Source organism: Neobacillus niacini, assembly GCF_036961885.1.
GTDB lineage: Bacteria > Bacillota > Bacilli > Bacillales > Cytobacillaceae > Neobacillus > Neobacillus niacini_H.
The window spans coordinates 12,791-37,911 of the sequence record NZ_JBALNQ010000025.1; the positions used below are offsets into that span (position 1 = coordinate 12,791).

Sequence of the window (25,121 nt, forward strand, 5' to 3'; positions counted from 1 at the left end):
TTTCGCTCCAATCAACAGGTTCTAAAAATCAACACTTTCCTTTAATTCATCATGCTTTATTTAAGCAATATTATTTGGAAGATCATAAGCGTGAAGAAGATTGCTGAGTTGATGATTTCGTATATGCCAATTTTCATGGGCGATATTGGTTTTCCATAGAAGATGACAGCTCTTATGAAGCTTGGAAGAAAAGCGAGTGCCACAATCCAATAGCCAAAAGCCAGCGAAATGATGACTAGTAATAAATGATATCCCCATGAAACCCACTTATAGTGAAGATTCTTTTTCTCTCTAATCATTGTTTTGACATAAAAAGTACATCCTACAAAAAATAATACAGAGACAGTGAAGACAACAATCGATTCAAATGTAATCCGGCCAATCCCCAAATAGCTGCTGGCTAATCCTGCAATAGAAAAGGCGAAGATCGCACTAAAATCATTGATCAAGGCACGATCTTTATTTTGCGACGTAAAGTAAGCATTTATGATAAAGAAGGGAACCATTAATAAACCGAATATTATGATCGAGGGTCTCTCTAAAAGCGGAAATAGTAAAAATAATAACGCTGGTATCATATAAATGATCGTCCATTTTTTATAAAATTGAACTTTTTTCTTTTTAAATAGCAGGAGCATCGGATATGTGGCTAAGTATAATAATATCCAACCAACAAAAAATGGAATATGCTGCCACAAAAAACCACCACCGACTACTCCTAGCCAGAATGGGATAATTGTCATTGCCCACGCACCATGTTGTTTCGGTAAAAATAACTTCATTTTTTCCACTCCTTTATACCGCTGCTTTCCTTCACTATATAGGAGTTAAAAGATTAAAAAAGTGAAACAAATCACAAATAGTGCAAATTAAAAAGAAGGCAGGCCGCCTTCTAACAAATCTGTCACTTTTTAGCTTCGTCACGATTAAAAACAAGGTTTTTTATGTGGTTAGAAATCTCAATTACTGCTTTCTCTTCAGAAATATGAAATACAGGAACATTGAGATTTTCACGAACCTGTTCCACTAAAGTATAATTCCAAACAATGACTGCAGTTATATTATTTAATTGTTCCATTAGTAGAAAATCGGCTTCACTTCTGAGAATAAGTAATTTTGGGTATGGTTGCTTTTTATGTCCCTCAATTAGGATAACATCTGGTAAAAAAAAACTCATTAAACTAATTTGATGTTCAAGACCCCAATCAGACTCTTCCGCTTGCAGCACAATCCTGCCTTCCCCCTCAACTAAAGAAGCAGCTGCCCCTGCATCTATATGCTTGTAGGAGTCCTTTTGTTCAGCTACATCAGGGTAGCCTCCGTGACCATGATGCTTGATTGTTACTGTCTTTATATTATTACTTTTTAGTAATTGAATTAATTTCAATAAAAAAGTGGTTTTGCCGGAATTTTGGTATCCTACCACTTGATAGATAATCGGCTTTACCAAGGCCATTCACTGCCAACTTGGTCTTCGAGCAACAGGATATCTACCTCATCTCCCGCTTTAAAGCTTCTAGTTCCTCCTGGAAGGATCATTAAGGAATTTGCTCCTGAAAGACTCATAATGATATTGGACTTGTCTAATCCACTAGGTGCTGCAATTAACCTGCCATTATTTATTGAAAATGCACTGCGAACAAATCTTGTGAATGGATTAGCCTTTGGAAAATCAACCTCAAGGACTGCCTTTTCTTTCCGCAGATGAGGTGTTGGTGAAAAGAGCATTTTACGGATGATTGGTCTGGCAAACAACTCAAACCCAACATAGCAAGCTGATGGATTACCTGATAAGCCAAAAAGCAACTTTCCATTTAATTGCGCTACAGTCGTTACACTGCCAGGTCTCATTCCGACTTTATTAAATAATACATCAGCTCCCAGCTTTTCATATATCGCAGGGAGATAATCAAAATCGCCTACAGAAACTCCACCCGTCGTAATCAGTATATCTACTTTATCCAATGCATTTTTTACTGCAGTAAAACAAGTATCAAAAACATCAGGCAGTTTACCAAAATAATGCACAATAGCCCCGGTTCTTTGGATTTGAGCCGATATCATATGAGAATTGCTATTACGAATTTTGCCTGGTACCAATTCTTCTTCTACTTCCAACAATTCTGTTCCAGTGGCAAATAACCCGACAATTGGCTTTTTCGCAACTGGCACTTGATGGTAGCCAAATGTCGCCAGCATCGCCTGTATACCAGGGTTTATGAAGGTGCCCTCTTTCACTAAGATTTCACCCTCTTTGGCATCTTCACCACGATAGGAAACATTATCACCCTTATTAAAGCTCCGTTTTATCGACATAAATGGGGTTCCATTTTTTTCATATGCCTTTGCAACTTCAAACATGACTACTGCATCAGTTCCTTCAGGCATCATTGCACCGGTCATAATTCGAACTGCTTCGAATTGTTTAATTACCTTTGATGAAGTCAAACCAGCACCTATATGGTCGACCACCTTAAACTCTACCACATTATTTAACGAGGCTTCCTTTGTATCTATAGATCTAACAGCAAAACCATCATATGGGGCTCTGTCAAAATGGGGTACATCACTTGTTGCTTTTAGATCTTCTGATAAAAAGCGTCCATAGCTCTCATCTATTGAAACATATTCCGTTTTTCCAGTTAACTGAAATTCCATTACTTTATTTACTGCTTCCCCAATCGGGATTGGTTTTCTTCTCTCTAGCAATACCAACACTCCTGCCGTAACTATAATGTTTAAATTATATAGTTGAAACTTATCTTATTATAAGGGTATCGAAAAGTTTGTCATATAGCAAACGTCACATGCATAAAACAAAAATTAATAAATCATATCAAATATGTGATTCAGGTCACCCATTTAATTTATGAAATCCCTTATCCTTAAGTTAAGTAATAAACCAAAATAAACAAAAATATTAGGAGGAAAATATGATTACTTTCCCTTTATCTACAAATACATTGGTTAAAGATATTGTAAATGAGCTGCCAAAAACGAGTGATGTGTTCAAGAAATTCAGAATTGACTTTTGCTGTGGGGGAAATATCCCTCTATCAAAGGCAATTGCTGAAAATGGAATTAATGAAGAAACACTTTTAGAAGAATTAAGAGTTGTTTTTGATAAAAATAGTTCAACTGAAACAGACTTAGAAGTATGGACTAAATCAGAATCAACTACCATTATTGATCACGTTATTAACCATTACCATCGTACTTCTGAAGAGGAATTATCATTGCTTAGCCCTTATGTTACAAAGGTTTCTCGTGTTCATGGTGACAACCATCCAGAACTGTTAAAGGTTTACGAACTCTTTTATGAATTCAAAAAAGAATTAATTGAACATATGACAAAAGAAGAAGAAATTGTATTTCCTTTAATCAAACAACTAGCCGATGGAACAGTAGAAAATCGAGAAGAAGCAATCAACATGATTGTTGAGCTTGAAAAGGAACATGACCATGCTGGAGAAATCCTAAGACAAATCCGTGCTGTTACTTCTGACTATACACTTCCTCTTGACGCTTGTGGAACCTATCGTTTAGTTTACAAGCGACTAGAAGACCTTGAAGGACTAACATTTATGCATGTTCATCTTGAAAATAATATCTTATTTCCAAGATATTTCTAATAAAGGATTATAAGAGGCTGAGTTTCAGTCTCTTTTTTTGAGCAAAAAAAACCTCTCTTAAAAAAAAAGAGAGGTTAGCCGCCAATATAGGACATTTCAATTTTTTTACGATTCTTTGTAGTTTCTTCTGTTCTTTCATCTGAATACCTGTCATCGCGACCATTCCAAATGCCGATGATTCTGTTTCTTAATTCCTCTTCAGTTGCACCATTTCTTATGAAGTTTCGAATATCATGACCGTTTCCATTAAATAGACAAGTGAAAATTTGTCCATTTGCTGAAAGTCGCGAACGCGTGCAGCTGCTGCAGAATGACTCTGAAACAGAGGAGATAAAGCCTACATTAACATTACTGTTTTGATAATTATATAACTTTGCGACTTCGCCAAAATAAGCTGGGTCCAGTGACTCTAATTGATAGTGTTCTTTTAGAAGATCATAAATTTGTTTTTTAGTAATGACATCATCCATCTTCCAACCATTAGAAGAACCTACATCCATATATTCAATAAAGCGAAGCTCCAAGCCATTCTTCAAACAAAAGTCAGCCATTGGGATAATCTCTGACTCATTAAGGCCTTTTTTAACAACCATATTGATTTTCACCATGAGACCAGCCTTTTTAGCTGCTTCAATTCCGTCTAAAACAGGTTTAGTGCTGACACCTCGACCATTAATTTCACCAAATAACTCATCGTCTAAAGTATCAAGACTTATGTTGACCCTTTTTAGACCTGCTTCTTTCAATTTATCGGCAAGTTTTGGGAGAAGAACTCCATTTGTCGTCAAGGCGATATCTTTTAAACCTTCAATTTTTGAAAGCCTTTCCACCAAAATCGAAAGATCTTTGCGAAGTAGTGGTTCACCACCTGTTAAACGTATTTTTTCGACCCCTAAATTAACAAAGGCTATAGCAATACGTTCAATTTCCTCGTAGGTTAGCAGCGCACTTCTAGGCAGAAATTCAAAATCATCACCAAATTGATCTGCTGGCATGCAATATTGACAGCGGAAGTTACAACGGTCAATCACAGAAATTCTTAAATCCCGCAGTGGACGATTTATTTTATCTTTAATAATGGTTCTCTCCATTTATATCAACTCCATTATTTAAAAGCAATTTGTATATTCATTGTACCAACAATTCTTTAAAAACACTGTTACTTTATTCACTATCATAACATTTATTATGAGTTTTTTTAATGCCTTAGTGAGTTTTCACTATATTGTCATTGTTTAATCCATTCCAAAGTCAAAACCTAAGGTAAAATAAAATAAAAGAGTCTGAAATAAGTGACCAATTTTGAGGTGAAAATATAATGATGACTAAAATAAAACCTACCCACTCAATTGAAATAAAAGAATTACTTAGATTTGCCGACCGGAAAATTACTAGTGAACGAGGAACCTATTTATTTCAAGAAGGAATGGTTGCGGAAGAACTCTATATCATTGTTTCTGGTAAAGTTCAAATAAGTAAAATTACTTCTGATGGACGTGAACTTTCCTTAAGGATATGTGGAGAAAATGATATTTGTGGAGAGTTAACGCTGTTCACCGACAATCCAAGATATTTATTGAGTGCGAAAGTTTTAGAGGAAGGTGAAATTGTTGCCATTAAAAAAGATGTAATCGAAAGTGAAATCTTCCAAAATAGTAAGCTTGCTTTTGAATTTATGAAATGGATGAGTGACCATTTCCGTAAAACCCAGACAAAATTTCGTGACCTTGTCCTAAATGGAAAACGTGGGGCGCTATTTTCCACCTTAATTCGGATGTCTAATAGCTATGGTATTCATAAAGACAATGAAATATTAATTGACCTGCCATTAACCAACCAAGAACTTGCCAACTTTTGCGGGACATCACGAGAGAGTACAAACCGGATCTTAAGTGAATTGAAGAAAGATAAAATCATCAGCGTCAAAAAAGGGAAAATCTCTATTTTAAATCTTCAATATTTAAAAGATGAAATCGGCTGCGAAAATTGTTCAGCTGTGTATTGCAGTATTGAATAAAATGATGGAAGCAATCAAAGTGATTGCTTCCATTTTTTAGTTTTTACTGAACTTGTTTCTCTCTTAATGCTTTTGGTATATAAACACAGAATGGTTCACTTTCTAGGTAATCCCCAGTCATCGCATAGGCTCTAGATCTTGAGCCGCCACAGACATGACGGAATTCACAGACACCACATTTTCCTTTATAGAGATCAGGATTTCTTAATGATTTAAAAATTGGTGACTCTCTGTAAATCTCTGCTAAAGGGGTTTCACGAACATTTCCTGCTTTAACTGGCAATAATCCACTTGGATATACATCACCAATATGTGAAATGAAGACAAAGCCATTTCCATCATTAACACCTTTAGGTGCTCGTCCAAGTCCATCAATCGAACCTGTTAGCCCTTGTTCGGTTAATGCACTTAAATAATTTATTTCATCTGTTTTTTCTTTTGCTTCGCGCATTTTTTGCTGAATAACTACGCGGCGATAATGCTGGGCAGCAGTTGTTTTAATATCAAATGAAACTCGTTTACTTAAATCATAAAGCCATCTAAAAACCCGCTCATGCTCTACTGGTGAGATCATATCTGATTCTTGGCCTCTCCCTGTTGGGACAAGGAAAAACACACTCCATAAAACGCAACCCAGTTCTTCAACCATTTTTGCCATTTCATCAAGGTATTCAATATTGTATCTAGAAATTACTGTATTAATTTGAATGGGTATTTCAAGTTCATGTAAATATTTAATTCTTTCCATCGTAAGGTCAAAAGAACCTGCTGTTCCACGGAAATGATCGTGTACCGCAGCAGTTGGACCATCAATACTAAATGCCCAACGGGAAAGACCAACTTCCTTCGCCTTTTCAATTGCTTCTTTTGTTACATTCGGTGTAGCACTAGGAGTCATTGACACCCTTACACCCTTTTCTACAGCATATTTAGCTATATCGAAAACATCTTGTCTCATTAAGGGGTCTCCTCCTGTAAAGACAAGCATCGGATTATTCATTTCATATATTTGATCAATTAGGTTTTTACCTTCTTCAAATGATAGTTCTCGTGGATCTCTTCTTAATTGAGCTTCTGCACGACAGTGTAAACAAGCAAGTTGACATGCACGTGTCAGTTCCCAAATAACGATGAATGGATCTTTATTAAAGTCTCGGCCAAAAGCCATAGGAAACGCCTCCTAATACAGCTATTTCAACTCAAACAGCCTTATTAACTGTAATTATAAAGGGGATTCCACTATCTATAAGTGAACTACCTCACATTACGTTCGATTTATTTGTCCGATTTGTGAAGAGCAGACAAAAAAACAGCAGAAGTTTCTGCTGTTTTTGAACTATCTTATCTAATCCCTAATGCAATTTTTGCATAACGAGACATCATTTCCTTGTTCCAAGGCGGGTTAAATACGATATTAACCTCTACTTCTTTTACTTCAGGTATATCTGCTAAAGCTCTTTTTACTTGGTCAACAATCGTTCCTGCTAATGGGCAGCCCATTGAAGTTAATGTCATAGTGATGGTTGCATTTCCTTCATCATCCATTTCGGCATCATATACTAAACCTAAATTTACGATATCCACACCTAATTCAGGATCGATGACCAATTCTAATGCACCCATGATATTTTCTTTTAATTCTTCATTCATTTAATAAACACTCCTTTTATTTTGGCTGTGTTAAACTTGACTGTTGATTTGAACTCCAGGCGCTACGCTTTCCGCGGGCGGTCCGGTGAGCCTCCTCGGCGCTAAAGCGCCTGCGGGGTCTCACCAGCCCCGTCCTCCCGCAGGAGTCGAGCGCCTTCCGTTCAAATCAACAGGTTTTAAATTCAATAATATCCTTTAACACAACCTTTATTTTAATAAATGTTTCTCAAACCATTCCACTGTGGCTTTTAGGCCTTCTCTGCTCACTTTATGATCGGCTTGTGCATCACTTATAAATTGAATATTAGCAGGTTCCTTCTTATAATTCTCCTTTATTGATTGATAAAATTGGTACGTTAAGTGATAGGGTACGATTGGATCCTTTTTTCCATGCCAAAATAATAACGGCCGATTTTCCAATTTTTCTGGTTGAAGACTTAAATCATATTGACGAAGGAACGATAATTGCTCTTCAATTTGCTCATTTGTGAAAGAAAGACTTATACCAAGGCTTTTCATTTGTTCTAATTGCCAATGTAAATATTCCTCATAAGCAGGCATTCCCATTAAGCTGACGGCTGCTTTAATCCACTTATATTTCGTTAGTGCCCCCAAGGTCACCATACCGCCCATTGAAGTTCCAGCAAGTCCAATTTGCTCCTGTTCTGCTAAGCCCTCATTTACATAGTATTCCTTATAATCGTTTAATTCATGGATTGTCTTAATGACAATTTCCCAAAAATGACCGTATAGATTGTTTTCATTTAAACCTTGCCCGCGTTCACCATGATATATCGCCTCTGGCAATATGACACGAAATCCCTTTTCCGCTAATAAATAGGCGTAATGAAGATTGTGTTCCTTTGCACTGGTAAATCCATGGTTAAAAATAATAAACGGAAGTTTACTTTCTTGTTCACTCTTATTTACTATATGTAGATGAGGTTTATTTTTAAGCAAACTTTTTTCTACGACAATCACTTAGTAAGAACCTCCTGGGTAGAATAATTATATCGGAAATCTAATTCATTTGAAGTGAATTTTTTTACAGGTAAGGTATAAAATTGTTAACATAGTATTTATATACAAATTAGATTTTCAAAAAAGAAAATTCATATTTGTAGTGTAACATTTCGTTAGCTAATTATCTAAAGCTTAGACTTATGAAATTAAAAACAATTAAAGAGGAGTCAATATGGCAGAAAAACATTTAATAGCATTAGACCTAGATGGAACTTTATTAAAAGATGATAAAACGATTTCAACAAAAACAAAAAACATTTTAAGTAAAGCAAGAGAAGATGGACACGTGGTAATGATTGCAACGGGGAGACCCTATCGTTCCAGTGAACCCTATTATCGCGAGCTTCAGCTAGATACACCGATTGTAAATTTTAATGGTGCCTTTATGCACCATCCGCTCGATTCAAGCTGGGGATTTTTCCATGATCCTCTCGACATAAAAGTAGCCAAAGATGTTGTGGAAGCATGCCGAACCTTTAAATTCCACAATATTATTGCAGAGGTTATTGATGAAGTTTATTTCCACTATCATGACGAAAAACTTTTAGATATTTTCGGTATGGGCAATCCAAACGTCACTACAGGTGACCTCCGTGATTTCTTAAAAGATTCTCCAACAAGTTTGTTAATTCATACCGAGGAAGATGAACTAAAGCAAATCCGCAAACATCTTTCTGACGTTCACGCAGAGGTAATTGATCATCGTAGCTGGGCAGCACCATGGCATGTAATTGAAATTATTAAAACGGGCTTAAGCAAGGCTGTCGGCTTAAAAAGAGCCTCAGAATACTTCAACATTCCACCTGAAAGAATTATTGCTTTTGGCGATGAAGACAATGATTTAGAAATGCTTGAATATGCTGGTCGTGGAATTGCGATGGGAAATGCGATTGATAAGGTAAAAAATATCGCAAATGAAGTAACTCTAACAAATGAAGAAGACGGCATTGGGGTATATTTGTCAGATTTGTTAAACTTAAAATAAGTGCAGTGGTTCACCAGTGTTTACCTAAATGAAAAACTTACAATGGAGCATACTATTTTTGTGAGGCACTACCCGTGGTTCACACCAAGCTCACCAAATTGGAGGGATTGCAATGGGTAAACGAAACAAATCAAAACGCTTTGTCCAGCAAGGAGTGGATACCGTAAGTAAACATGCTGAACGTATTCCTTACCACTTGACATACGCTGAAGCGGAAGCTCAGAAAATGGCCAATGTCCGTGATTCCTCGCTTGGAGGAATATAACTATGGGAAACCAGTTGTTCCAAGAAGCAAGAAGATTTGTTGAGATGGCGAAAACTGCCGACCCTGCTGATCGCGATTCTGTGGTTTCGAAAGCAAAGAATGCCTTAAGTTCTGCTTTCGCTAATTCAACTATCGCAGAACAAAGTCAGCTCCAAGAAATGCAAAATGAGCTTGAACAAATATAACAAAAGAAAAGCTGGACGTTACTGAAACGTGCCAGCTTTTCTTTCCCCCTTGCTCCTTTATTCCTTTCTAAAAAAGCCATAAATCCCGGTTGTCTGAATGATATTGGTAAATGCATTAGGATCAACCTCCCTAATAATTCGTTCTAAATCAAATAGTTCATACCGAGTAATAACGATCATCAGCATGTCTCTTGCTTCATTTGAAAATGCGCCTTTTGCTGGAATCATGGTAATACCTCTAACCATTCGCGAATGAATAGCCGTTTTTAATTCCTCTGCTTTTTTAGTAATAATCATTGCAGTTAGTTTAGCATGCCTTGTATGGATGGCATCAATTACTCGTGTTGTGGCATACAAGGAAACAATGGTGTAGAGGGCTTTTTCCCAACCATAGAGAAATCCTGCAGTAATGATAATAAAGGAATTTAGAATAAAAATATAATTACCAATAGGTCTATCTTTCATCCTGGATAAAACCATAGCAATGATGTCCAGCCCACCCGTGGATGCTCCCCATTTTAAGGTTAAACCCACACCTACAGCTAAAATAACACCACCAAAAACGGAATTAAGGAGAATATCCTCCGATACCTGAGTAATCGGGATTAATTCTAAAAACAAAGATGATAATACAACACTAATAAAGCTATACACAGTAAAGGATTTACCAACTTTAAACCAGCCTAGGATGGCTACTGGAATATTTAATACTAGTAATAAAAAACCCATCGAGACATTAAGCGGGGTTTGTTCACTTAATACCTTCGATAACAATTGCGCGACTCCTGTAAATCCGCTGGAATATACATTTGCTGGAACTAAAAATAAATTGATTGCTAATGCATTGAGAAATGCACCGACAATGACGATTACTATTTTTTTTGATTGGAGCCATAACAAAAGCATCATCTCCTACATCTTTTATTTCGTGTAATTCAGCTTAGTAATTGTTTTTTTCACTCGAAACCGATAAACTTAATCTGACTATATTTGCTAGAAAGTAGGTGAGCTCAGGTGCCGGTAAAAATACTAGCTGACAGCGCATGTGATTTACCAAAGGAATTTTATACTGAACATAACGTCACATTCTTTCCCTTAAAAGTCCAAGTACAAGGGCAAGAATATGAGGATGTAAAAACGATTGACCCTAAAACTGTTTATGATGCGATTCGCAGTGGCGATGTACCGAAAACCTCCCAAGTATCTCCTTTATTATTTGAGGAAGTATTTACAAGAATGGCTGAAAATAATGAAGATGGCATCTATATTGCCTTCTCTTCAGAATTGTCTGGTACATATCAAACGTCTGTTATGATTCTTGACCAAGTAAAGGAAAAATATCCAAACTTTAATTTTACAATCGTGAATACTAAGTGTGCTTCACTGGGTTACGGTTTAGTTGTTAGAGAAGCAGCGAGGCTTGCGGAAGAAAATATTTCAAAAGAAGAAGTTTTAAAGGATGTCCTTTTTAGAAGTGAGCATATGGAGCATTTGTTTACGGTAGAGGACTTAGATTATTTAGCAAAAGGCGGACGTGTTTCAAAAGCTTCAGCCTTTTTGGGTGGATTGCTAAATATTAAACCCATCCTAAATGTTGAAGACGGAAAACTCGTTCCGATAGAAAAAATCCGGGGGAAAAAGAAAGTTTTTCGTCGGATACTTGATCTCATGAAAGAACGCGGAGCCGACTTTAAGGACCAAGTAGTTGGCATAAGCCACGCTGATGCCTATGAAACAGCTTTAGAAGTAAAAGCGATGTTTGAGGAAGAATTACATCCAAAAGAAGTTTACATTACAGAAATAGGCTCAGTAATTGGTGCTCACACAGGACCGGGGACCATCGCGATATTCTTTTTAAACAAACTGCCATCATAATTTTATCTAAAAAAATAAGCGGGTAAGTTCCCGCTTATTTTTATTTATGATCTGTTTTCTTCGAATATTGATTTTTACCAGCTTGACGGTTTTTTTCTCGCATCATATTTTTTTCGTGTCTTAATGCATTATTATCTTTCGCCTTTTTATCATTATCAGATGTATGCGGCATATCCATACCCCTTTCAAAATTCCTTCAATCACTAGTGTCCGTCATTTGGAAAGGGAGTATGTATAGTTTTTAATCATTTTTTAAGTATGTCCAGCTGCCTTCTTGATACACTCTGCCCTCTTTCATAAGTTTCCCAAGTGCGCGTTTAAACGCTCCTTTACTTAACTGAAAGCGTTCTTGTATTTCCTCTGGCATGCTTTTGTCATTAAAAGGCATGGCTCCATTTCTACTGTTCAAATATTCAAGAATACGCTCTGAGTCTGAATCCTGTGACTCCTGTTTCCTTGCTAGCAGCGAGACATTGACTGTCCCGTCTTCTTTTACATCGATAATTCGCCCTTCTACCTTTTGACCTAAGCGAGGCTCTTTTTGTCTTTGTGACTCATGAATAAACCCTTTATAGCCTTCTATTGTATAAATCCAGCTCCCAACTTTTGCTGTTCGATAAATATGGCCCTGAATATTTTTGTTAAAATCCGCACGGGTTGCTTTTGTAGAAATCGATTCTATGATAGGGTCCGTTGCAAGTTTTGCATATAAAAGATAATTGTTATTCACCCTTAAGGTAACATAAACCAAATCGCCTTCCTTTGGCCAGACAGATTTATGTACAGGGAGATCATCAATTCCTAACAATAAATCCTTTTTAAGACCAATATCTAAAAACACCCCAACATTCGGGTTGCTATCGACTACCTTAAGCCATGCATACTTACCTATAGCAATTTCAGGAATGGTTGTAGAGGCGGACGTTCTTCCTTCTGAATCAACATAAAGGAATACATCAACTTTTTCATCTAGTTCGTATTCTCGGTCTGCCTCATTTATATGCAACAATACGTCTTCATTTCCATCTGATAAAAAATATCCAAAGTCTGTTGTTCGTGCTACGGTTAAGGTTACAGTTTGACCAATAAGTTCTTGTAAAGACATTGTAACTCCCCTTTTCTCTTCATTGGAGTTTTTCCAAGGTTGTTTGAACTGATTTATTTTACTATAATATAGCCATAAAGGGAAACTTTAGCAAAATCAATTTAAAATACCCCAATAATATGAACTGGAGGTTTTACACAATGGCAAAAGATGAATCATTTGATATTGTATCCAAAGTAGAATTCACTGAGGTCACAAATGCAATTACTGCAACGATGAAGGAAATAAAAACACGTTATGATTTTAAGGGTAGTAAAAGTGAAGTAACACTGGATAAAGAAGATCTCGTTCTCGTTTCGGATGATGAATACAAAATGGACCAACTTAAAGACGTTTTACTTGGCCGACTGATCAAAAGAGGTGTCCCTGTTAAAAATCTCGACTATGGGAAAATGGAAAAATCCTCTGGCGGGACCGTCCGGCAAAGGGCAAAACTAGTCCAAGGTATCGACAAAGAGAATGCTAAAAAAATTAACATGATTATTAAGAATAGCGGTGTTAAGGTGAAAAGCCAAATTCAAGACGACCAAATCCGCGTTAGTGGTAAAAACCGTGATGATTTACAAAAGATTATTTCGTTAGTACGTGAAGCAGACCTTACTGTGGATGTTCAATTTATTAATTATAGGTAAAAAAACAGTGAAAAGGAAAATTTCCTTTTCACTGTTTTTATTTTGGCTGTGTTAAACAAGGATGTTGATTTGTGCTCCACTAAGGAATGCTTCCTGGAATAGTCCTCGCAGGGACAGGCGGTCTCTGCCTGTCACGAGGCGCTTCGCTTTCCGCAGGCGGTTCGGGAAGCCTCCTCGGCGCTAAAGCACCTGCGGGGTCTCCCCTGTCCCGTACTCCTGCAGGAGTCTCGCGCCTTCCGCAAAAATCAACATAGTTATTAAATAAAATTTCCTTTAACACAGCCATTTTTTTAATATTTTTTTTGATTCTCCTCAAACTAAATAGGTAAATAATCTTGGAGGTATGAATGAATGACGACTAACAACCCGCAGCAAAAGAAGGCATTTCCGCCACAGCATCAAAATCGTCAGCCGGGGATTGAAAGTGAAATGAATCCTCGTCCTGATTCAGTGGACCCAAATTATAGAAGTGGAGGAAAATTAGCAGGGAAAACAGCCATTATAACTGGCGGTGACAGCGGTATTGGTAAATCAGTTGCGATTTATTTTGCCAAAGAAGGCGCAGATATTGCCATTGTCTATTTAGATGAGCATCAGGATGCAGAAGAAACAAAAGCACTTGTTGAAGCAGAAGGGTGCAAATGCCTGCTCTTTTCCGGCGACATTGGCAATGAAGATTTTTGTAAGGACACTGTTAATAAAACAATCGATCAATTCGGAAAGATCGATATTTTAGTAAACAATGCAGCAGAGCAGCACCCGCAGCAAAGTCTATTAAATATAACCTCTGCACAGCTTGAGAAGACGTTTCGGACCAATATTTTCTCCTATTTTTATATGGCTAAAATGGTGCTCCCCTATTTGAAAACGGGTGCAGTTATTATTAATACTGCATCTATTACTGCCTATGCTGGGCATGAACAATTATTGGATTACTCAGCAACGAAAGGAGCGATTGTCAGCTTTACACGTTCGCTGGCGTTATCACTTGCACCCCAAGGAATTAGAGTAAATGGTGTTGCTCCTGGACCTATTTGGACACCACTAATCCCATCAACATTTACGGAGGACCAAGTTATAAGCTTTGGAACGGATACCCCTTTGGGTAGAGCTGGCCAACCGTATGAACTTGCCCCAAGCTATGTCTACCTTGCCTCTGATGATTCTTCCTATGTAAGCGGACAAATCATCCATGTCAATGGTGGAAAAATTGTCAATGGCTAGGAGAAACTCCACAAAAAAAATGCGATACTTCCGTATCGCATTTTTTTACATTCTACTTCTTTTCCTTACTTTTATGATAAAAATTGTGAACAGGATATAGACTAAAATTAATGACCCTATCAGTGGCAGATTTATACCACTCTTGTTAGCTAAAACATAAATTTCCGCTTCATCCCGGTCAATGATGAGATCATATTGATCATCCTTACTCCGGACAAGGTCTCCTTTTAGCAATCCTCGCAGCTCTTTTCCACCTTCAATTTGCTCCCTGTTTAAGGTTACATTTTGAGATTCACTTGTATTATTAATGGCGATTATTGCTATTTCATTTTGATATACTCGTTTGTAAACTGCCATTCCATCCTTTTCGTAAAGCAATTCCATACTTCCTCTAGTCAACGATGGAAGCTGATTTCTCAATTCACCAAGCTTTGTAATATAATCAATTAGCTCCTTTTCTGTACGAAAATTCATTGGCTGGAGATTATCGGGAATTTCTCCCCCGTTTAAAGCAATTTCACTGCCATAAAAAACCACAGGGATCCCAGGAGTTGAATAAATATAGGTTAATGCTGTCTTCCAACGTGCACCTGGGAAATGTTTATTCTTCACAATATCACTAGTAAATCTAGTGGTAAGTTCATTATCAAAAAATTGCGGCTGCAATTCAGGTTTTTGCACCTTATTTTCGTTCATTACACCAAAAGATTGATTGGTTGTTGCAAAGAAATTTCTTAAATTTTCACTATGTTGATAGTCAGTTAGGCCGTCAATGCCCACTTTCTTATATTTATTAATGTCAGCATTGCTGTCTTTAGAAGTAATCCCCAACAAGAAAAAGTTCTTCTTTTCCTTTTTTACTTCTTTTGAAAACTCACTCCAAAAGGACTCCGGTACATCATTTACCTCCGGAAGGCTATAACCATCAATATCGGTTTCATTAATCCACCACTTAGCAGCATCCAGTAAATAAGCTTTTACCTCTGGGTTGTCCTGATTAAGATCAGGTAAAGCATCCGAATTACTACTTTCACTTTTCTCATTGAACCAATCTTGTTTCGATGCATCGTTAACCCATGGGTGTTCGATAGAAACATTATTGGTTACAAAATCAATGATTACCTTCATATCACGATTGTGTGCTTCTTGAACAAGTTTCTTAAATGTTTTGAGTGATCCAAAATGCTCCTCAGTTTTATAAAAATCATTTACCCAATAACCATGATATCCACCATCTGTATTATCAAATATGGATGTTAGTCGGATAGCTGTAAAGCCCATATCCTTTAGGTAATCAAGCTTGTCCATGACTCCCTGAAAATCTCCTCCATTATAGGCTAACGGGTCCTGCGTATTAACATCCATATCATTTTTTATATTGGCATCAAAAAAACGATCAACCATTATCGAATAAATCGTTTCATCCTGCCATTCCCGACTTTCTCTCTCTATCGCTATGGTTGCTGGTGCTGCTGAAAAAACAAACGTACAAATTAAAATGAGTGTAATCAAGGTTTTTTTCATTTCAATCCCCTTCCATACACTCATTTTAATCTAATAAGGTTGTGATTCCAACTTTAAACCTCTACCCATTTACTATGTTAATATTGTAATCTTTAAACCAAATATCCAGTTGTACAAAGTAGGCTAAGAGCTGCGGGCCTGACATTAACTGACCAAACCAAGGCTCTTTGAATGAATTACCACCAGATTCAATGAGTTCATTTAATAAATCCCGATTGAATAATTCCAGCAGCACAGAGGACTTATCAGATAATATCTCCCTCATCTGTTTTTGAACAGCGAGAGTATATTCAGGGTTATGAGTTTTTGGATAAGGACTTTTCTTTCGATAAAGTACCTCCTCTGGAAGAATCCCTTCAAATGCTTTTCTTAAGATACCCTTTTCTCTTCCATGAACCATTTTGATATCCCATGGAATATTCCAAACATATTCCACAAGACGATGGTCGGCAAATGGAACTCTAACCTCCAAACTTGCCCCCATACTCATCCTATCTTTTCGATCAAGTAACGTTGTCATAAAATGTGTCATATTAATATAAAAAAGCTCACGTCTTTTTGATTCCTCTAAACTTTCCCCATCCAATTTAGGTGTTTCTAGGATGGCTTGATTATATTTTTCCATAACATAGTCTTTTAATTTTAGTGTTCGCTGCCAATCAGCTCTTAATAAATTGTTTCTTTCATCTATGGAACGCATCCAAGGGAATCCTGGTCTCTCTAAATCTTCCTGGCGGTGAAACCATGGATATCCCCCAAAAATCTCATCCGCACATTCCCCTGACAAACTAACAACAAAATCCTTTTTAATTTCCTTACAAAACCAAAGAAGGGAAGAATCGATATCAGCCATGCCTGGACAATCTCTAACATAAACTGCCTCTGTTAAATCCTTCACTAACTGTTGCTGAGATATCAGTTTATAATGGTGCTTCGTATCAAACGCTTTTGTCACAATGTTAATCCATTTCTCATCCGCATTTGGTTGAAATTCATTGGCTTTGAAAAACTGATCGTTTCCTTCATAATCGATTGAGTAAGTATGAAGCTGACCTTTTCCTTGGTCCTTAAATCCTTGTGCTGCAATTGCAGTAATAATGCTCGAATCTAGTCCGCCTGATAGGAATGTGGAAAGAGGAACGTCGGATACAAGCTGTCTTGTTACCGCATCTGTTACCAAATAGCGTACTTTTTCAGCGGTTTCTTCTATATTATCTTTGTGAACATCACTCTTAACATTCCAGTAGCGCCAGACCTTTAAGCCATTTTTTGAAAAAGTTAACGCATGTGCCGGTCTTAGTTCCTTAATCCCTTTAAATATACCTGATCCTGGTGTTCTCGAAGGCCCCAATCCAAAAATTTCAGCAAGCCCCTCATATTCCAACTCCGTTTTCATTTCCGGATTTGCCAGAATCGCCTTTATTTCTGAAGCAAAAACTATCCCTTTGTTTAATTCAGTAAAAAACAATGGTTTAACTCCCAATCTGTCCCGTCCAATAAACAACTGTTCTCGCTGGTCGTCCCAAACGGCAAACGCGTATATACCGTTTAAATAGTTTACGCACTCTTCCGCCCATTCTATATAGGCAGTTAACAGAACTTCTGTATCAGAATGACCTTTGAAAGAATATCCTTTAGTAAGGAGAATTTTGCGGATATCTTCGGTATTATAAAGCTCACCATTGTAACAAATAGTGTATGCTTTACTTTCCTTTTGTTTTGTCATTGGCTGCCTTCCACCCTCAGGGTCAACAACAATTAGGCGCTTATGACCAAACCCAACATGTGTTTGACACCAGAGGTTGGTTTCATCAGGTCCTCTTTTAGCCAGAGTTTTTGTCATTTTTTCGATCGTATCAGTTTTTTTACTAATATTTTTTGTAAAATTAACCCATCCTGATATTCCGCACATATTACTCTCCTCTCGCCAGCAACCAACACTGGATTTCATTGCATGTTTTCATTCTATTCAGCCCAATTTATTTGGTAAATTGTCCAAATTAAAGATAAACAAGTTATAAAAACTCACAAAGATGTCTACAAAGGAAAATGAAAGCATTAGGCACGGAGGTTAAATATGAATCGACAGCAAAGAATGAAACTAATGGATAATCAATTAAGGGCCTACACTGAAGGGGCAGTTGAACAAATAAGTGATCAATGGGTATTTTTTGATGAGGAAACAGAAGAAGCTGCGATGCTCGATGATTTCCTTCAGCAAGAAATTGAGATATTTCGAGTCAATCGTTGGAGGAAAGGAATCTTAATCGATTCTGGAAAGATACGAGGTGGAAATGAGATTATTATGCTTCGCGACCATGACAAGGTTAGAATCCGAAAGCATTTAATATACTCATTGGAAAGACTTTTAGAGGGAATGAATGATGACGCCTTTTTTCAATTTGTCACGACATTAAACTCGTTAGATTTTTCTATTTATGATTGTATTTATTGTTACAATCACCTATCTTTTTTATCTGATGAAAATCGAAGAGATGGGGTAAACTTTATTGTTTTTGATAATCAAGAACAAATTTGTAATGTTCAGCATCATTTTTGTTATTTTGAAAAGGTAAATGATCGTTTTGAATTTACGTTAAATACTGGTAAAAGATTAGTCATCGAAAAAATGATATCGTAACAAAAAAAGGTGAGATTTTATGTAACTCACCTTTTTTATTTTGGCTGTGTTAAACTTGGCTGTTGATTTGTGCTCCAGGCACTTCGCTTTCCGCAGGCGGTCCGGGAAGCCTCCTCGGCGCTAAAGCGCCTGCGGGGTCTCCCCCTGCCCCGTCCTCCTGCAGGAGTCTCGTGCCTTCCGCACAAATCAACAAGGTTATTAAAACAACATTTCCCTTTAACACAGCCATTATTTTAGTTGCCAATATATTTTGAGTAAAGGGATTTTGCTTTTACAATATCATTTGTACCATGTATCAACACTCGACCATCTTTGAATATTACAATGGAGGTATCTTGATTTGGTGAAAAGCGTAGTAAAAATTGGTTTCCAGTAACTTTTCCATTCCTTTTTAGCAATGCACCAAGCTTTACTAAATCGCGTTCACGCTTTTCTCTAAAGTATATTTGAACCGTGTCTCTTCCACATAGAGAACTATAGGATTCTTGAAGGGTTGATGATCGGTCGAGAAAGTCAAATTGATGGTTTACACATGTCGGACAGGATGGATTTTTCCCTTCTGATATATCCATTGAAAAAAAAGATGTATCCCAAATATCAATTTGTTCAAGGTTAGGATTTGTTGCCGTCCCGACTACTATTTTAATCACTTCCATCGCTTGAAAGGAACCAATGATATCTGTAATGGGTGACAGAACACCAATCGTATCACAGGTTTCGCCTCTTCCAGCCGGCACTTCAGGAAATAAACAGCGATAACAAGGAGTCACCCCAGGTTTAATGACAGCGAACATTCCTCTTGAACTAACGGCTGCTCCATGGACCCAAGGAATTCCGTACTTAACTGCTATATCGTTGATTAAATAGCGGGTCATAAAGTTATCCGTACCATCGATAATTACATCAAATCCTGCTATTAAATCTTCAGCATTATCGAGATTCAAATCTTCGATGACCGCCTCAACCTTTACAGTCGAATTAATACTGTTCAGTCTCTTTTGCGCAGCAACTGCCTTGGGAAGATTCAGTTTCACATCTTCTTCGCTAAAAAGTGATTGCCGTTGCAGATTCGATAGATCCACTACATCCCTATCGATTAGCCTGATGACACCAACACCAGAACGGACCAAATGATTGGCACAGACGGTACCCAATGCTCCCACACCAACTATAGCGACCTTGCTTTTCAGCAATTTCGCCTGTCCCTCTTTACCTATTCCTGTAAAAAGAATTTGTCTTGAATATCGCCTTAAATCGCTCATCTAAATCCCCATTTCTGCAGTTAATTTGAATTCAGAAAAATTATAATATTAAAAATCCATAAATAATTGTATAATAGTAATTGGGTTTATTGATTACTTTTGTGAGAAATCTCCTAATTTATATATTTTATTATAAATTAGGAGATTAGTAATTATAATAATGAAAGAGAGGGAAAAACTTTGAATCTAGGTGGTTTTTTAAACAAAGAAGTAGTAGTAGATTTAACAGCAGGAACAGTTAACTACAGAGCAATTAACGAAGAGGATGCAAAAAAGTACATTGGCGGCAGAGGACTCGGGGTGAAATATGTACTTGATAACGGTCCCGAAGTCGAGCCATTATCACCTGAAAACATTCTTTGTATCATGACTGGCCCTGTTACGGGTTCTCGTTCTTCTATGAGCGGACGTCTTTGTGTGGTAACTAAATCTCCACTCACAGGGACCGTTACAGATTCCCATATGGGTGGTTGGACTGCAGCACGTTTAAAATGGGCAGGTATCGACAATATCATCTTTGCAGGAAAAAGTGACAAGCCCGTATATCTTTATATTGAAGATGGGAAGGCAGAACTCCGGGATGCCTCAGAACTTTGGGGTAAAGGAACAAGAGAAACAGTTAAAACGCTGCAAGCAACACATGGAGAACAAGATCTGAGTGTTATGACGATTGGTCAGGCAGGTGAAAATACCGTTAAGTTCGCATCCTTTATTAACGAGCATGATCGTGCAGCTGGACGTGGTGGAACTGCCGCAGTTGCAGGTTATAAAAAATTGAAAGCGGTTGTAATTAAAGCACCGCAAAAAGGAAACATGCCGCAGCCTAAGTTAGAAGCTGAGTATAAAGAAGCGAACAAAAAAGCAGTAAAGGCAATTCTTGACGGTGGCTTAACGGCACCAAATAAAGGCGGCCTTTCTGTTTACGGAACGAATGTTTTAACAAACATTATCAATGAAGTTGGAGCTCTTCCCACTAAGAATTCCCAGTTCACACATTGGGATGAGGCAGAAAAACACAGTGGTGAGTATGTAAACGAACATTTGCTGGTAAAGAATAATACCTGCCATGCTTGTCCAGTAGGTTGTAAAATCGAAGTTGAAGTGAAAGACGGAAAGTATAAAACTAGAGTAGAAAGCTTTGAATTTGAATCCTCTTGGTCACTAGGATCTAACTGCTTATTAAGTGATTCGAAAGCAATTGCCTATCTAATTGACCGCTGTAATGAGTACGGTTTAGATACAATTGAGCTAGGCCATTGCTTCTCCGTTACAATGGAAGCATATGAAAAAGGAATAATTACGGAAGAGCTCATTTGGGGTGATGCCGATTCAATGATCGATTTAACCAAAAAAATTGCCTACCGTGAAGGTTTTGGGGGACTCCTTGCAGAAGGCCCGGCAAAAGTAACTGCCCTCTGGGGTGCACCTGAGCTTTCCATGTCTGTAAAGGGTCAGTCCATTCCAGCCTATGATCCACGTGGTATTCAAGGTATTGGTCTCGGTTATGCAACTAGTAACCGTGGAGCCTGCCATTTACGCGGCTATACGGTAGCAAGTGAAATTGCTGGTATCCCAGAGCCAACCGATCGTCTAAAACCAGAAGGAAAAGGAGAACTACTAAAAGTATTCCAAGATATGTTAGCATTCTCTGATTCTATGAATATCTGTAAGTTTTCATCTTTCTCTGAGAACGCAGAGCATTATGCTGAGCAATACAGCGGTATGACTGGCATTCCAATGACTGCAGATGATGTGATGAAGGCTGGGGAAAGGATATATAATCTTGAGCGTTATTACAACAACTTGGCCGGATTCGACAAAGAGGAAGATGACTATCTTCCAAAACGCTTTACTGAAGAGCCAGCATCCGGTAATAGTGCTGGCGAAGTAAGCAGAATGGACATCATGCTTAATGAGTACTATACCGTTCGCGGCTGGCAAAATGGAAAAGTTACCGCAGAAAAACTTCGCGAGCTAGAAATTATCGACCCAGAAAATCAGTTAGTTAAATAGAAGAAGGTCCTGCATCTATTGTGCAGGACCCTCTTTTCCATTCACAAGCTATCCACCAATTCTTCTTGTTTTGACACGATAATCCTTGATGAGTTTGTTCAGCGTATTCTCATTTACTGCTTTAAATCGAATTTGTACAGAATTCACCTTAAATGTAGAGGTTATCGAAAGTTCCGCTTCACTTATTATTTCACCACACCAATTTTCCGTTTTATAGACGTAGGGAAAGTTTTTGGTAATTTGTTTTCCGCCTAACTCTTCAAAATACATTCCAAGATGCTTCCGATTTATTCCACGAAACTCCAATTCCTGCATTGACATGGTTAACCACCTGCAACGGGAGGAAAAAGCGCAAATTGATCGGTTTCTTTCACAAAAGTCTCAAGTCCATCCAAATGAATGATATTTCTTCCGTTTATAAAAACATGAACAAACGGCAACAGCTTTTTTTCAGCAGTAAATAGTTCATCCTTTAAATCAGGGAACATTTCTACCATTTTATCAAGCACATCGATAACCCGTTGTCCTTCCGGAATAACCTCAACCCCTACTCCGCCACAAATTTGCCGGAGATTAGCAAACACCCTCACTAGCATAATATTCCCTCCTCTCCCCTTATTTAAATAGTAAAACTATTTGCACTACTTGTCATCAATTTTTGAACAAAAAGAGCCACCGAGATTCTCGGCAGCTCTTACCAATCTTATACGTTAAAAATTGACATTGGCAATTTATCGAAACCTAAATATAAAACAAGCAAAAATGCGATGACGAACTGGATCCATAAAATAGAAGTTTTTCTATTTTGTGCAACCTTGCTCAGGATCATTTCAAATAAACCAATTATCCATAACCCAACAACTGCTTTTAAAATATACAACAAATCAATATTGGACAACATGAAAAGAAGTCCAACACCTGTTGCAATAATGAGCAGATAGAGCACACGTAATATCATTTGGACGATTTTTGCGCCCTTTTCTTTTCCAGCTTTAAGTAAGAATATGGAGACAATAAATAAAATTAGGGCTAAAACCCAAGCAGTAACGTGACCGTGAATCATGTAATTTTCCTCCCATGTATCATTGCTTTTCGAACACTATCATACCATATGTATCTTAAAAGTTCTAAATATAAGCTGTAAATAGTAATAAAGTAATTCAACTATTTTTAATAAACACAGTGGCAGGAATATGGATACCTGTTGTCTTAAGTTTCTCATAAAATTTTGGGCGAACTCCTGTTGGAACAAGCCGGCCAATGATTTTCCCTTCTGAGCTTTCCCCCTCTTGTTTAAAGGTAAAGATATCTTGAAGCACAATCATATCGCCTTTCATACCTTGCACTTCTGTTATATTAGTTATTTTTCGAGAACCATCCTTTAAACGCGATTGCTGAATAATTACATCCAGGGCTCCGGCAATTTGTTCCCTTATCGCTTTTATAGGCAGATCTACCCCTGCTAATAGAACCATTGTTTCCAGACGTGAAATCATATCCCATGGACTGTTCGAGTGGCCAGTGGCTAAGGAACCATCATATCCTGTGTTCATGGCCTGAAGCATTTCTAGGGCTTCTCCGCCGCGTACCTCACCAATAATCACTCGGTCTGGCTGCATCCGGAGAGAGTTTCTGACATTGTCACGGATGGAAATTGAACCTTTTCCTTCAATATTTAGCGGGCGTGATTCAAATGAAATCACATGCTCCTGTGCCAAGTGAATTTCGGCAGCATCTTCAATCGTGATAATTCTTTCATCTTCCGGTATGAAATTGGAGAGGACATTAAGCGTTGTTGTCTTACCGGAACCTGTTCCGCCAGAGACGAACATATTTAACCGTGCTTTCACACAGGCATCAAGGAAAATCCCCATTTCTTCTGTCACAGTACCAAAATTTATTAAATCCTGAATTCCGAGGGGGTACTTCGAAAACTTCCTTATCGTGATTGTTGATCCGTTCAATGCCAAAGGCGGGATAATTGCATTCACACGTGAACCATCTGGTAGCCTGGCATCCACTATTGGTGAGCTTTCATCTATTATTCTTCCAAAGGTTGCAACGATTTTCTCAATCACATTCATGACATGTTCATCATCACGAAATTGAATGGATGTTAGTATCAATTTACCCTTTCGTTCACAGTAAACTTGGTTTGGACCATTAACCATAATTTCTGAAACATCTTCATCCAAAAGCAGAGGTTTAATCGGACCAAAGCTAGTTAAATCGTTTACTAGCCCATCTACAACCTTTTTTCGGTCAATCTTACCGTGAAAGTTCTCATCCTCTTTTATTATTTCTACCGCCATACTATCCAGAGTCGGAATGATTTTCTCTATTTCCTTTCACCTCCGTGCAATAAAAATAACCCCGCCTTTACCGATAGGGGGGTACAAACATTGATAACTATCTCACATAGTCAAGCCATGATCACATAGTTATACATATGAAAAACACCCTATTCTTTCGGTAACTGGCTGGCTTAGTGCAAAAGCACCTTAGCCCCTTTAGCTTTGCGTCACTGATTTTCATCAGCTTTGCCTTTATCGAGAATCAGTGTTTTAAATTTTCCAACTGATCTCTTAATCACACAATACGTCGTTTTTTCTTTATCTAATATCCTACTAATGTATCATTTTATGTTAAAAATACTAGTAAATTCGAACTATTTTTATAAACTCTCCTAAAAAATATTTTTTCACTCGAAGATAGTCAAATCTCCAAGAAAAAATCTGTACCATTTAGAAAATCAAATTTATTGGGCGAATGAATCACATAACACCCGCCCATACATACGATAGTAGGAGAATAAAGGTAAAGGGTGTTGTTAATGCCAGCGATTGTAGGAGTTGCCCAAGTCGTTTCACTTGGCACCAGTTCGGTTTTCCATATCGGAGATGTCTATAAAATCATGCCTTTTTCATCCGCAAGAACTTTCTCCGGAGCTGGTTCCTTTAATACGGGTGAAAGTTTAAATGTTCATAATAATAATTTAAGTAATACGAACACATATGATGCAGATGGTGTAGATCAAGGAATCTTCCTTAATGCTTAAGGAAAGGTTGGTTTTTAATGAATTTTTATA

Annotated in this window: 30 protein-coding genes and 1 riboswitch; of the genes, 11 read left to right on the forward strand and 19 right to left on the reverse strand. The window is 37.5% G+C overall.

Annotation, left to right across the window (positions count from 1 at the left end; translation table 11 throughout):
• Positions 1-56 precede the first annotated feature (56 nt).
• The 3 genes from V7124_RS11765 to V7124_RS11775 all read right to left on the reverse strand — a co-directional run bounded on the left by V7124_RS11765 (position 57) and on the right by V7124_RS11775 (position 2,709).
• Positions 57-782, reverse strand: a complete 726-nt coding sequence (locus V7124_RS11765) for a YwiC-like family protein (RefSeq protein ID WP_335417739.1) — start codon at positions 780-782, stop codon at positions 57-59.
• 122 nt (positions 783-904) lie between these two features.
• A complete protein-coding gene (gene mobB, locus V7124_RS11770) occupies positions 905-1,456 on the reverse strand; it encodes a molybdopterin-guanine dinucleotide biosynthesis protein B (protein ID WP_335489182.1) in 552 nt (183 codons plus the stop codon).
• A complete protein-coding gene (locus tag V7124_RS11775) occupies positions 1,444-2,709 on the reverse strand; it encodes a molybdopterin molybdotransferase MoeA (RefSeq protein ID WP_335489185.1) in 1,266 nt (421 codons plus the stop codon). Before V7124_RS11775 ends, mobB begins: the two co-directional genes overlap by 13 nt.
• A 224-nt stretch (positions 2,710-2,933) precedes the next feature.
• Here V7124_RS11775 and ric point away from each other — a divergent pair, with 224 nt between their 5' ends.
• A complete protein-coding gene (gene ric, locus V7124_RS11780) occupies positions 2,934-3,632 on the forward strand; it encodes an iron-sulfur cluster repair di-iron protein (RefSeq protein ID WP_420490527.1) in 699 nt (232 codons plus the stop codon).
• Between the two features lie 74 nt (positions 3,633-3,706).
• Here the strand turns inward: ric and moaA are convergent, their stop codons facing one another.
• Positions 3,707-4,723, reverse strand: coding sequence for a GTP 3',8-cyclase MoaA (gene moaA / locus V7124_RS11785; RefSeq protein ID WP_335489188.1), 1,017 nt, complete (start codon positions 4,721-4,723; stop codon positions 3,707-3,709).
• Between the two features lie 227 nt (positions 4,724-4,950).
• Here moaA and V7124_RS11790 point away from each other — a divergent pair, with 227 nt between their 5' ends.
• Complete coding sequence (locus tag V7124_RS11790; protein WP_335417728.1) at positions 4,951-5,649, forward strand: Crp/Fnr family transcriptional regulator; 699 nt, start codon at positions 4,951-4,953, stop codon at positions 5,647-5,649.
• A 43-nt stretch (positions 5,650-5,692) separates the two neighbouring features.
• Here V7124_RS11790 and V7124_RS11795 read toward each other — a convergent pair whose 3' ends face one another.
• From V7124_RS11795 to V7124_RS11805, 3 genes are all read right to left on the reverse strand, one after another.
• The gene (locus tag V7124_RS11795; RefSeq protein WP_335489191.1) at positions 5,693-6,817 is read right to left on the reverse strand and encodes a TIGR04053 family radical SAM/SPASM domain-containing protein; all 1,125 of its coding nucleotides are present in this window, start codon (positions 6,815-6,817) and stop codon (positions 5,693-5,695) included.
• 173 nt (positions 6,818-6,990) lie between these two features.
• Positions 6,991-7,299, reverse strand: a complete 309-nt coding sequence (locus tag V7124_RS11800; RefSeq protein WP_335419273.1) for a metal-sulfur cluster assembly factor — start codon at positions 7,297-7,299, stop codon at positions 6,991-6,993.
• A 207-nt stretch (positions 7,300-7,506) separates the two neighbouring features.
• Positions 7,507-8,280: a prolyl oligopeptidase family serine peptidase gene (locus V7124_RS11805; protein ID WP_335419270.1), complete on the reverse strand. Its 774-nt coding sequence runs from the start codon at positions 8,278-8,280 to the stop codon at positions 7,507-7,509.
• 214 nt (positions 8,281-8,494) lie between these two features.
• Here V7124_RS11805 and V7124_RS11810 point away from each other — a divergent pair, with 214 nt between their 5' ends.
• The 3 genes from V7124_RS11810 to V7124_RS11820 all read left to right on the forward strand — a co-directional run bounded on the left by V7124_RS11810 (position 8,495) and on the right by V7124_RS11820 (position 9,757).
• Positions 8,495-9,307 (forward strand): Cof-type HAD-IIB family hydrolase, encoded by an 813-nt coding sequence (locus V7124_RS11810; RefSeq protein WP_335489194.1) that lies wholly within the window; start codon positions 8,495-8,497, stop codon positions 9,305-9,307.
• Between the two features lie 112 nt (positions 9,308-9,419).
• Complete coding sequence (locus V7124_RS11815) at positions 9,420-9,572, forward strand: hypothetical protein (protein WP_335419263.1); 153 nt, start codon at positions 9,420-9,422, stop codon at positions 9,570-9,572.
• A 2-nt stretch (positions 9,573-9,574) separates the two neighbouring features.
• On the forward strand, positions 9,575-9,757 hold the full coding sequence (locus tag V7124_RS11820; protein ID WP_335419261.1) for a DUF3813 domain-containing protein: 183 nt from the start codon (positions 9,575-9,577) through the stop codon (positions 9,755-9,757).
• Positions 9,758-9,814: 57 nt separating this feature from the next.
• Here the strand turns inward: V7124_RS11820 and V7124_RS11825 are convergent, their stop codons facing one another.
• Positions 9,815-10,657 (reverse strand): YitT family protein, encoded by an 843-nt coding sequence (locus tag V7124_RS11825; protein WP_335419258.1) that lies wholly within the window; start codon positions 10,655-10,657, stop codon positions 9,815-9,817.
• A 114-nt stretch (positions 10,658-10,771) separates the two neighbouring features.
• On the opposite strand from V7124_RS11825, the gene V7124_RS11830 reads away from it, so the two are divergent.
• Positions 10,772-11,632: a DegV family protein gene (locus tag V7124_RS11830; protein WP_335489196.1), complete on the forward strand. Its 861-nt coding sequence runs from the start codon at positions 10,772-10,774 to the stop codon at positions 11,630-11,632.
• Between the two features lie 40 nt (positions 11,633-11,672).
• Here the strand turns inward: V7124_RS11830 and V7124_RS11835 are convergent, their stop codons facing one another.
• On the reverse strand, positions 11,673-11,804 hold the full coding sequence (locus tag V7124_RS11835; RefSeq protein WP_081825501.1) for a DUF3941 domain-containing protein: 132 nt from the start codon (positions 11,802-11,804) through the stop codon (positions 11,673-11,675).
• A 69-nt stretch (positions 11,805-11,873) separates the two neighbouring features.
• The gene (locus tag V7124_RS11840) at positions 11,874-12,737 is read right to left on the reverse strand and encodes a CvfB family protein (RefSeq protein ID WP_335489199.1); all 864 of its coding nucleotides are present in this window, start codon (positions 12,735-12,737) and stop codon (positions 11,874-11,876) included.
• 140 nt (positions 12,738-12,877) lie between these two features.
• Between V7124_RS11840 and V7124_RS11845 the strand changes: the two genes are divergently transcribed.
• Positions 12,878-13,369 (forward strand): YajQ family cyclic di-GMP-binding protein, encoded by a 492-nt coding sequence (locus tag V7124_RS11845; RefSeq protein WP_335489202.1) that lies wholly within the window; start codon positions 12,878-12,880, stop codon positions 13,367-13,369.
• A 79-nt stretch (positions 13,370-13,448) separates the two neighbouring features.
• Here V7124_RS11845 and V7124_RS11850 read toward each other — a convergent pair whose 3' ends face one another.
• A complete protein-coding gene (locus tag V7124_RS11850; protein WP_335489204.1) occupies positions 13,449-13,655 on the reverse strand; it encodes a hypothetical protein in 207 nt (68 codons plus the stop codon).
• Between the two features lie 65 nt (positions 13,656-13,720).
• Between V7124_RS11850 and V7124_RS11855 the strand changes: the two genes are divergently transcribed.
• Positions 13,721-14,593 carry an SDR family oxidoreductase gene (locus V7124_RS11855; RefSeq protein WP_335489207.1) on the forward strand — a complete coding sequence of 291 codons (873 nt, stop codon included), beginning with the start codon at positions 13,721-13,723 and terminating at the stop codon, positions 14,591-14,593.
• Between the two features lie 45 nt (positions 14,594-14,638).
• On the opposite strand, the gene V7124_RS11860 is transcribed toward V7124_RS11855, so the two are convergent.
• On the reverse strand, positions 14,639-16,117 hold the full coding sequence (locus V7124_RS11860) for an alpha-amylase family glycosyl hydrolase (protein WP_335489211.1): 1,479 nt from the start codon (positions 16,115-16,117) through the stop codon (positions 14,639-14,641).
• Positions 16,118-16,178: 61 nt separating this feature from the next.
• Entirely contained in the window at positions 16,179-18,029 is a 1,851-nt protein-coding gene (gene asnB, locus V7124_RS11865) for an asparagine synthase (glutamine-hydrolyzing) (protein WP_335489214.1), read from the reverse strand.
• A gap of 165 nt (positions 18,030-18,194) precedes the next feature.
• Here asnB and V7124_RS11870 point away from each other — a divergent pair, with 165 nt between their 5' ends.
• Positions 18,195-18,758, forward strand: coding sequence for a DUF2777 domain-containing protein (locus V7124_RS11870; RefSeq protein WP_335419231.1), 564 nt, complete (start codon positions 18,195-18,197; stop codon positions 18,756-18,758).
• Between the two features lie 49 nt (positions 18,759-18,807).
• Here V7124_RS11870 and V7124_RS11875 read toward each other — a convergent pair whose 3' ends face one another.
• Together V7124_RS11875 and V7124_RS11880 are read right to left on the reverse strand one after the other, a co-directional pair.
• On the reverse strand, positions 18,808-18,987 hold the full coding sequence (locus V7124_RS11875; RefSeq protein ID WP_335489217.1) for a hypothetical protein: 180 nt from the start codon (positions 18,985-18,987) through the stop codon (positions 18,808-18,810).
• A gap of 4 nt (positions 18,988-18,991) precedes the next feature.
• A complete protein-coding gene (locus V7124_RS11880) occupies positions 18,992-20,020 on the reverse strand; it encodes a ThiF family adenylyltransferase (RefSeq protein ID WP_335489220.1) in 1,029 nt (342 codons plus the stop codon).
• A 180-nt stretch (positions 20,021-20,200) separates the two neighbouring features.
• Between V7124_RS11880 and V7124_RS11885 the strand changes: the two genes are divergently transcribed.
• A complete protein-coding gene (locus tag V7124_RS11885; RefSeq protein WP_335489223.1) occupies positions 20,201-22,033 on the forward strand; it encodes an aldehyde ferredoxin oxidoreductase family protein in 1,833 nt (610 codons plus the stop codon).
• Between the two features lie 48 nt (positions 22,034-22,081).
• Here the strand turns inward: V7124_RS11885 and V7124_RS11890 are convergent, their stop codons facing one another.
• From V7124_RS11890 to V7124_RS11905, 4 genes are all read right to left on the reverse strand, one after another.
• The gene (locus V7124_RS11890; RefSeq protein ID WP_335411022.1) at positions 22,082-22,354 is read right to left on the reverse strand and encodes a hypothetical protein; all 273 of its coding nucleotides are present in this window, start codon (positions 22,352-22,354) and stop codon (positions 22,082-22,084) included.
• Positions 22,355-22,356: 2 nt separating this feature from the next.
• Positions 22,357-22,629 (reverse strand): ubiquitin-like small modifier protein 1, encoded by a 273-nt coding sequence (locus tag V7124_RS11895; RefSeq protein WP_335489226.1) that lies wholly within the window; start codon positions 22,627-22,629, stop codon positions 22,357-22,359.
• Positions 22,630-22,736: 107 nt separating this feature from the next.
• On the reverse strand, positions 22,737-23,096 hold the full coding sequence (locus tag V7124_RS11900; RefSeq protein WP_335489229.1) for a YisL family protein: 360 nt from the start codon (positions 23,094-23,096) through the stop codon (positions 22,737-22,739).
• A 97-nt stretch (positions 23,097-23,193) separates the two neighbouring features.
• Complete coding sequence (locus V7124_RS11905; protein ID WP_335489231.1) at positions 23,194-24,345, reverse strand: CpaF family protein; 1,152 nt, start codon at positions 24,343-24,345, stop codon at positions 23,194-23,196.
• Positions 24,346-24,501: 156 nt separating this feature from the next.
• Positions 24,502-24,588: riboswitch (cyclic di-GMP riboswitch) on the reverse strand.
• Between the two features lie 278 nt (positions 24,589-24,866).
• Here V7124_RS11905 and V7124_RS11910 point away from each other — a divergent pair.
• Complete coding sequence (locus tag V7124_RS11910) at positions 24,867-25,091, forward strand: spore germination protein (RefSeq protein WP_335489234.1); 225 nt, start codon at positions 24,867-24,869, stop codon at positions 25,089-25,091.
• Positions 25,092-25,121 lie beyond the last annotated feature (30 nt).

Bases quoted from the DNA above. Each gene is read 5' to 3' on its own strand.
- V7124_RS11765 (WP_335417739.1), bottom strand. From the start codon at position 782: ATGAAGTTATTTTTACCGAAACAACATGGTGCGTGGGCAATGACAATT.
- mobB (WP_335489182.1), bottom strand. From the start codon at position 1,456: ATGGCCTTGGTAAAGCCGATTATCTATCAAGTGGTAGGATACCAAAAT.
- ric (WP_420490527.1), top strand. From the start codon at position 2,934: ATGATTACTTTCCCTTTATCTACAAATACATTGGTTAAAGATATTGTA.
- moaA (WP_335489188.1), bottom strand. From the start codon at position 4,723: ATGGAGAGAACCATTATTAAAGATAAAATAAATCGTCCACTGCGGGAT.
- V7124_RS11790 (WP_335417728.1), top strand. From the start codon at position 4,951: ATGATGACTAAAATAAAACCTACCCACTCAATTGAAATAAAAGAATTA.
- V7124_RS11795 (WP_335489191.1), bottom strand. From the start codon at position 6,817: ATGGCTTTTGGCCGAGACTTTAATAAAGATCCATTCATCGTTATTTGG.
- V7124_RS11800 (WP_335419273.1), bottom strand. From the start codon at position 7,299: ATGAATGAAGAATTAAAAGAAAATATCATGGGTGCATTAGAATTGGTC.
- V7124_RS11810 (WP_335489194.1), top strand. From the start codon at position 8,495: ATGGCAGAAAAACATTTAATAGCATTAGACCTAGATGGAACTTTATTA.
- V7124_RS11815 (WP_335419263.1), top strand. From the start codon at position 9,420: ATGGGTAAACGAAACAAATCAAAACGCTTTGTCCAGCAAGGAGTGGAT.
- V7124_RS11820 (WP_335419261.1), top strand. From the start codon at position 9,575: ATGGGAAACCAGTTGTTCCAAGAAGCAAGAAGATTTGTTGAGATGGCG.
- V7124_RS11835 (WP_081825501.1), bottom strand. From the start codon at position 11,804: ATGCCGCATACATCTGATAATGATAAAAAGGCGAAAGATAATAATGCA.
- V7124_RS11840 (WP_335489199.1), bottom strand. From the start codon at position 12,737: ATGTCTTTACAAGAACTTATTGGTCAAACTGTAACCTTAACCGTAGCA.
- V7124_RS11845 (WP_335489202.1), top strand. From the start codon at position 12,878: ATGGCAAAAGATGAATCATTTGATATTGTATCCAAAGTAGAATTCACT.
- V7124_RS11850 (WP_335489204.1), bottom strand. From the start codon at position 13,655: ATGGCTGTGTTAAAGGAAATTTTATTTAATAACTATGTTGATTTTTGC.
- V7124_RS11855 (WP_335489207.1), top strand. From the start codon at position 13,721: ATGACGACTAACAACCCGCAGCAAAAGAAGGCATTTCCGCCACAGCAT.
- V7124_RS11860 (WP_335489211.1), bottom strand. From the start codon at position 16,117: ATGAAAAAAACCTTGATTACACTCATTTTAATTTGTACGTTTGTTTTT.
- asnB (WP_335489214.1), bottom strand. From the start codon at position 18,029: ATGTGCGGAATATCAGGATGGGTTAATTTTACAAAAAATATTAGTAAA.
- V7124_RS11870 (WP_335419231.1), top strand. From the start codon at position 18,195: ATGAATCGACAGCAAAGAATGAAACTAATGGATAATCAATTAAGGGCC.
- V7124_RS11875 (WP_335489217.1), bottom strand. From the start codon at position 18,987: ATGGCTGTGTTAAAGGGAAATGTTGTTTTAATAACCTTGTTGATTTGT.
- V7124_RS11880 (WP_335489220.1), bottom strand. From the start codon at position 20,020: ATGAGCGATTTAAGGCGATATTCAAGACAAATTCTTTTTACAGGAATA.
- V7124_RS11890 (WP_335411022.1), bottom strand. From the start codon at position 22,354: ATGTCAATGCAGGAATTGGAGTTTCGTGGAATAAATCGGAAGCATCTT.
- V7124_RS11895 (WP_335489226.1), bottom strand. From the start codon at position 22,629: ATGCTAGTGAGGGTGTTTGCTAATCTCCGGCAAATTTGTGGCGGAGTA.
- V7124_RS11900 (WP_335489229.1), bottom strand. From the start codon at position 23,096: ATGATTCACGGTCACGTTACTGCTTGGGTTTTAGCCCTAATTTTATTT.
- V7124_RS11905 (WP_335489231.1), bottom strand. From the start codon at position 24,345: ATGGCGGTAGAAATAATAAAAGAGGATGAGAACTTTCACGGTAAGATT.
- V7124_RS11910 (WP_335489234.1), top strand. From the start codon at position 24,867: ATGCCAGCGATTGTAGGAGTTGCCCAAGTCGTTTCACTTGGCACCAGT.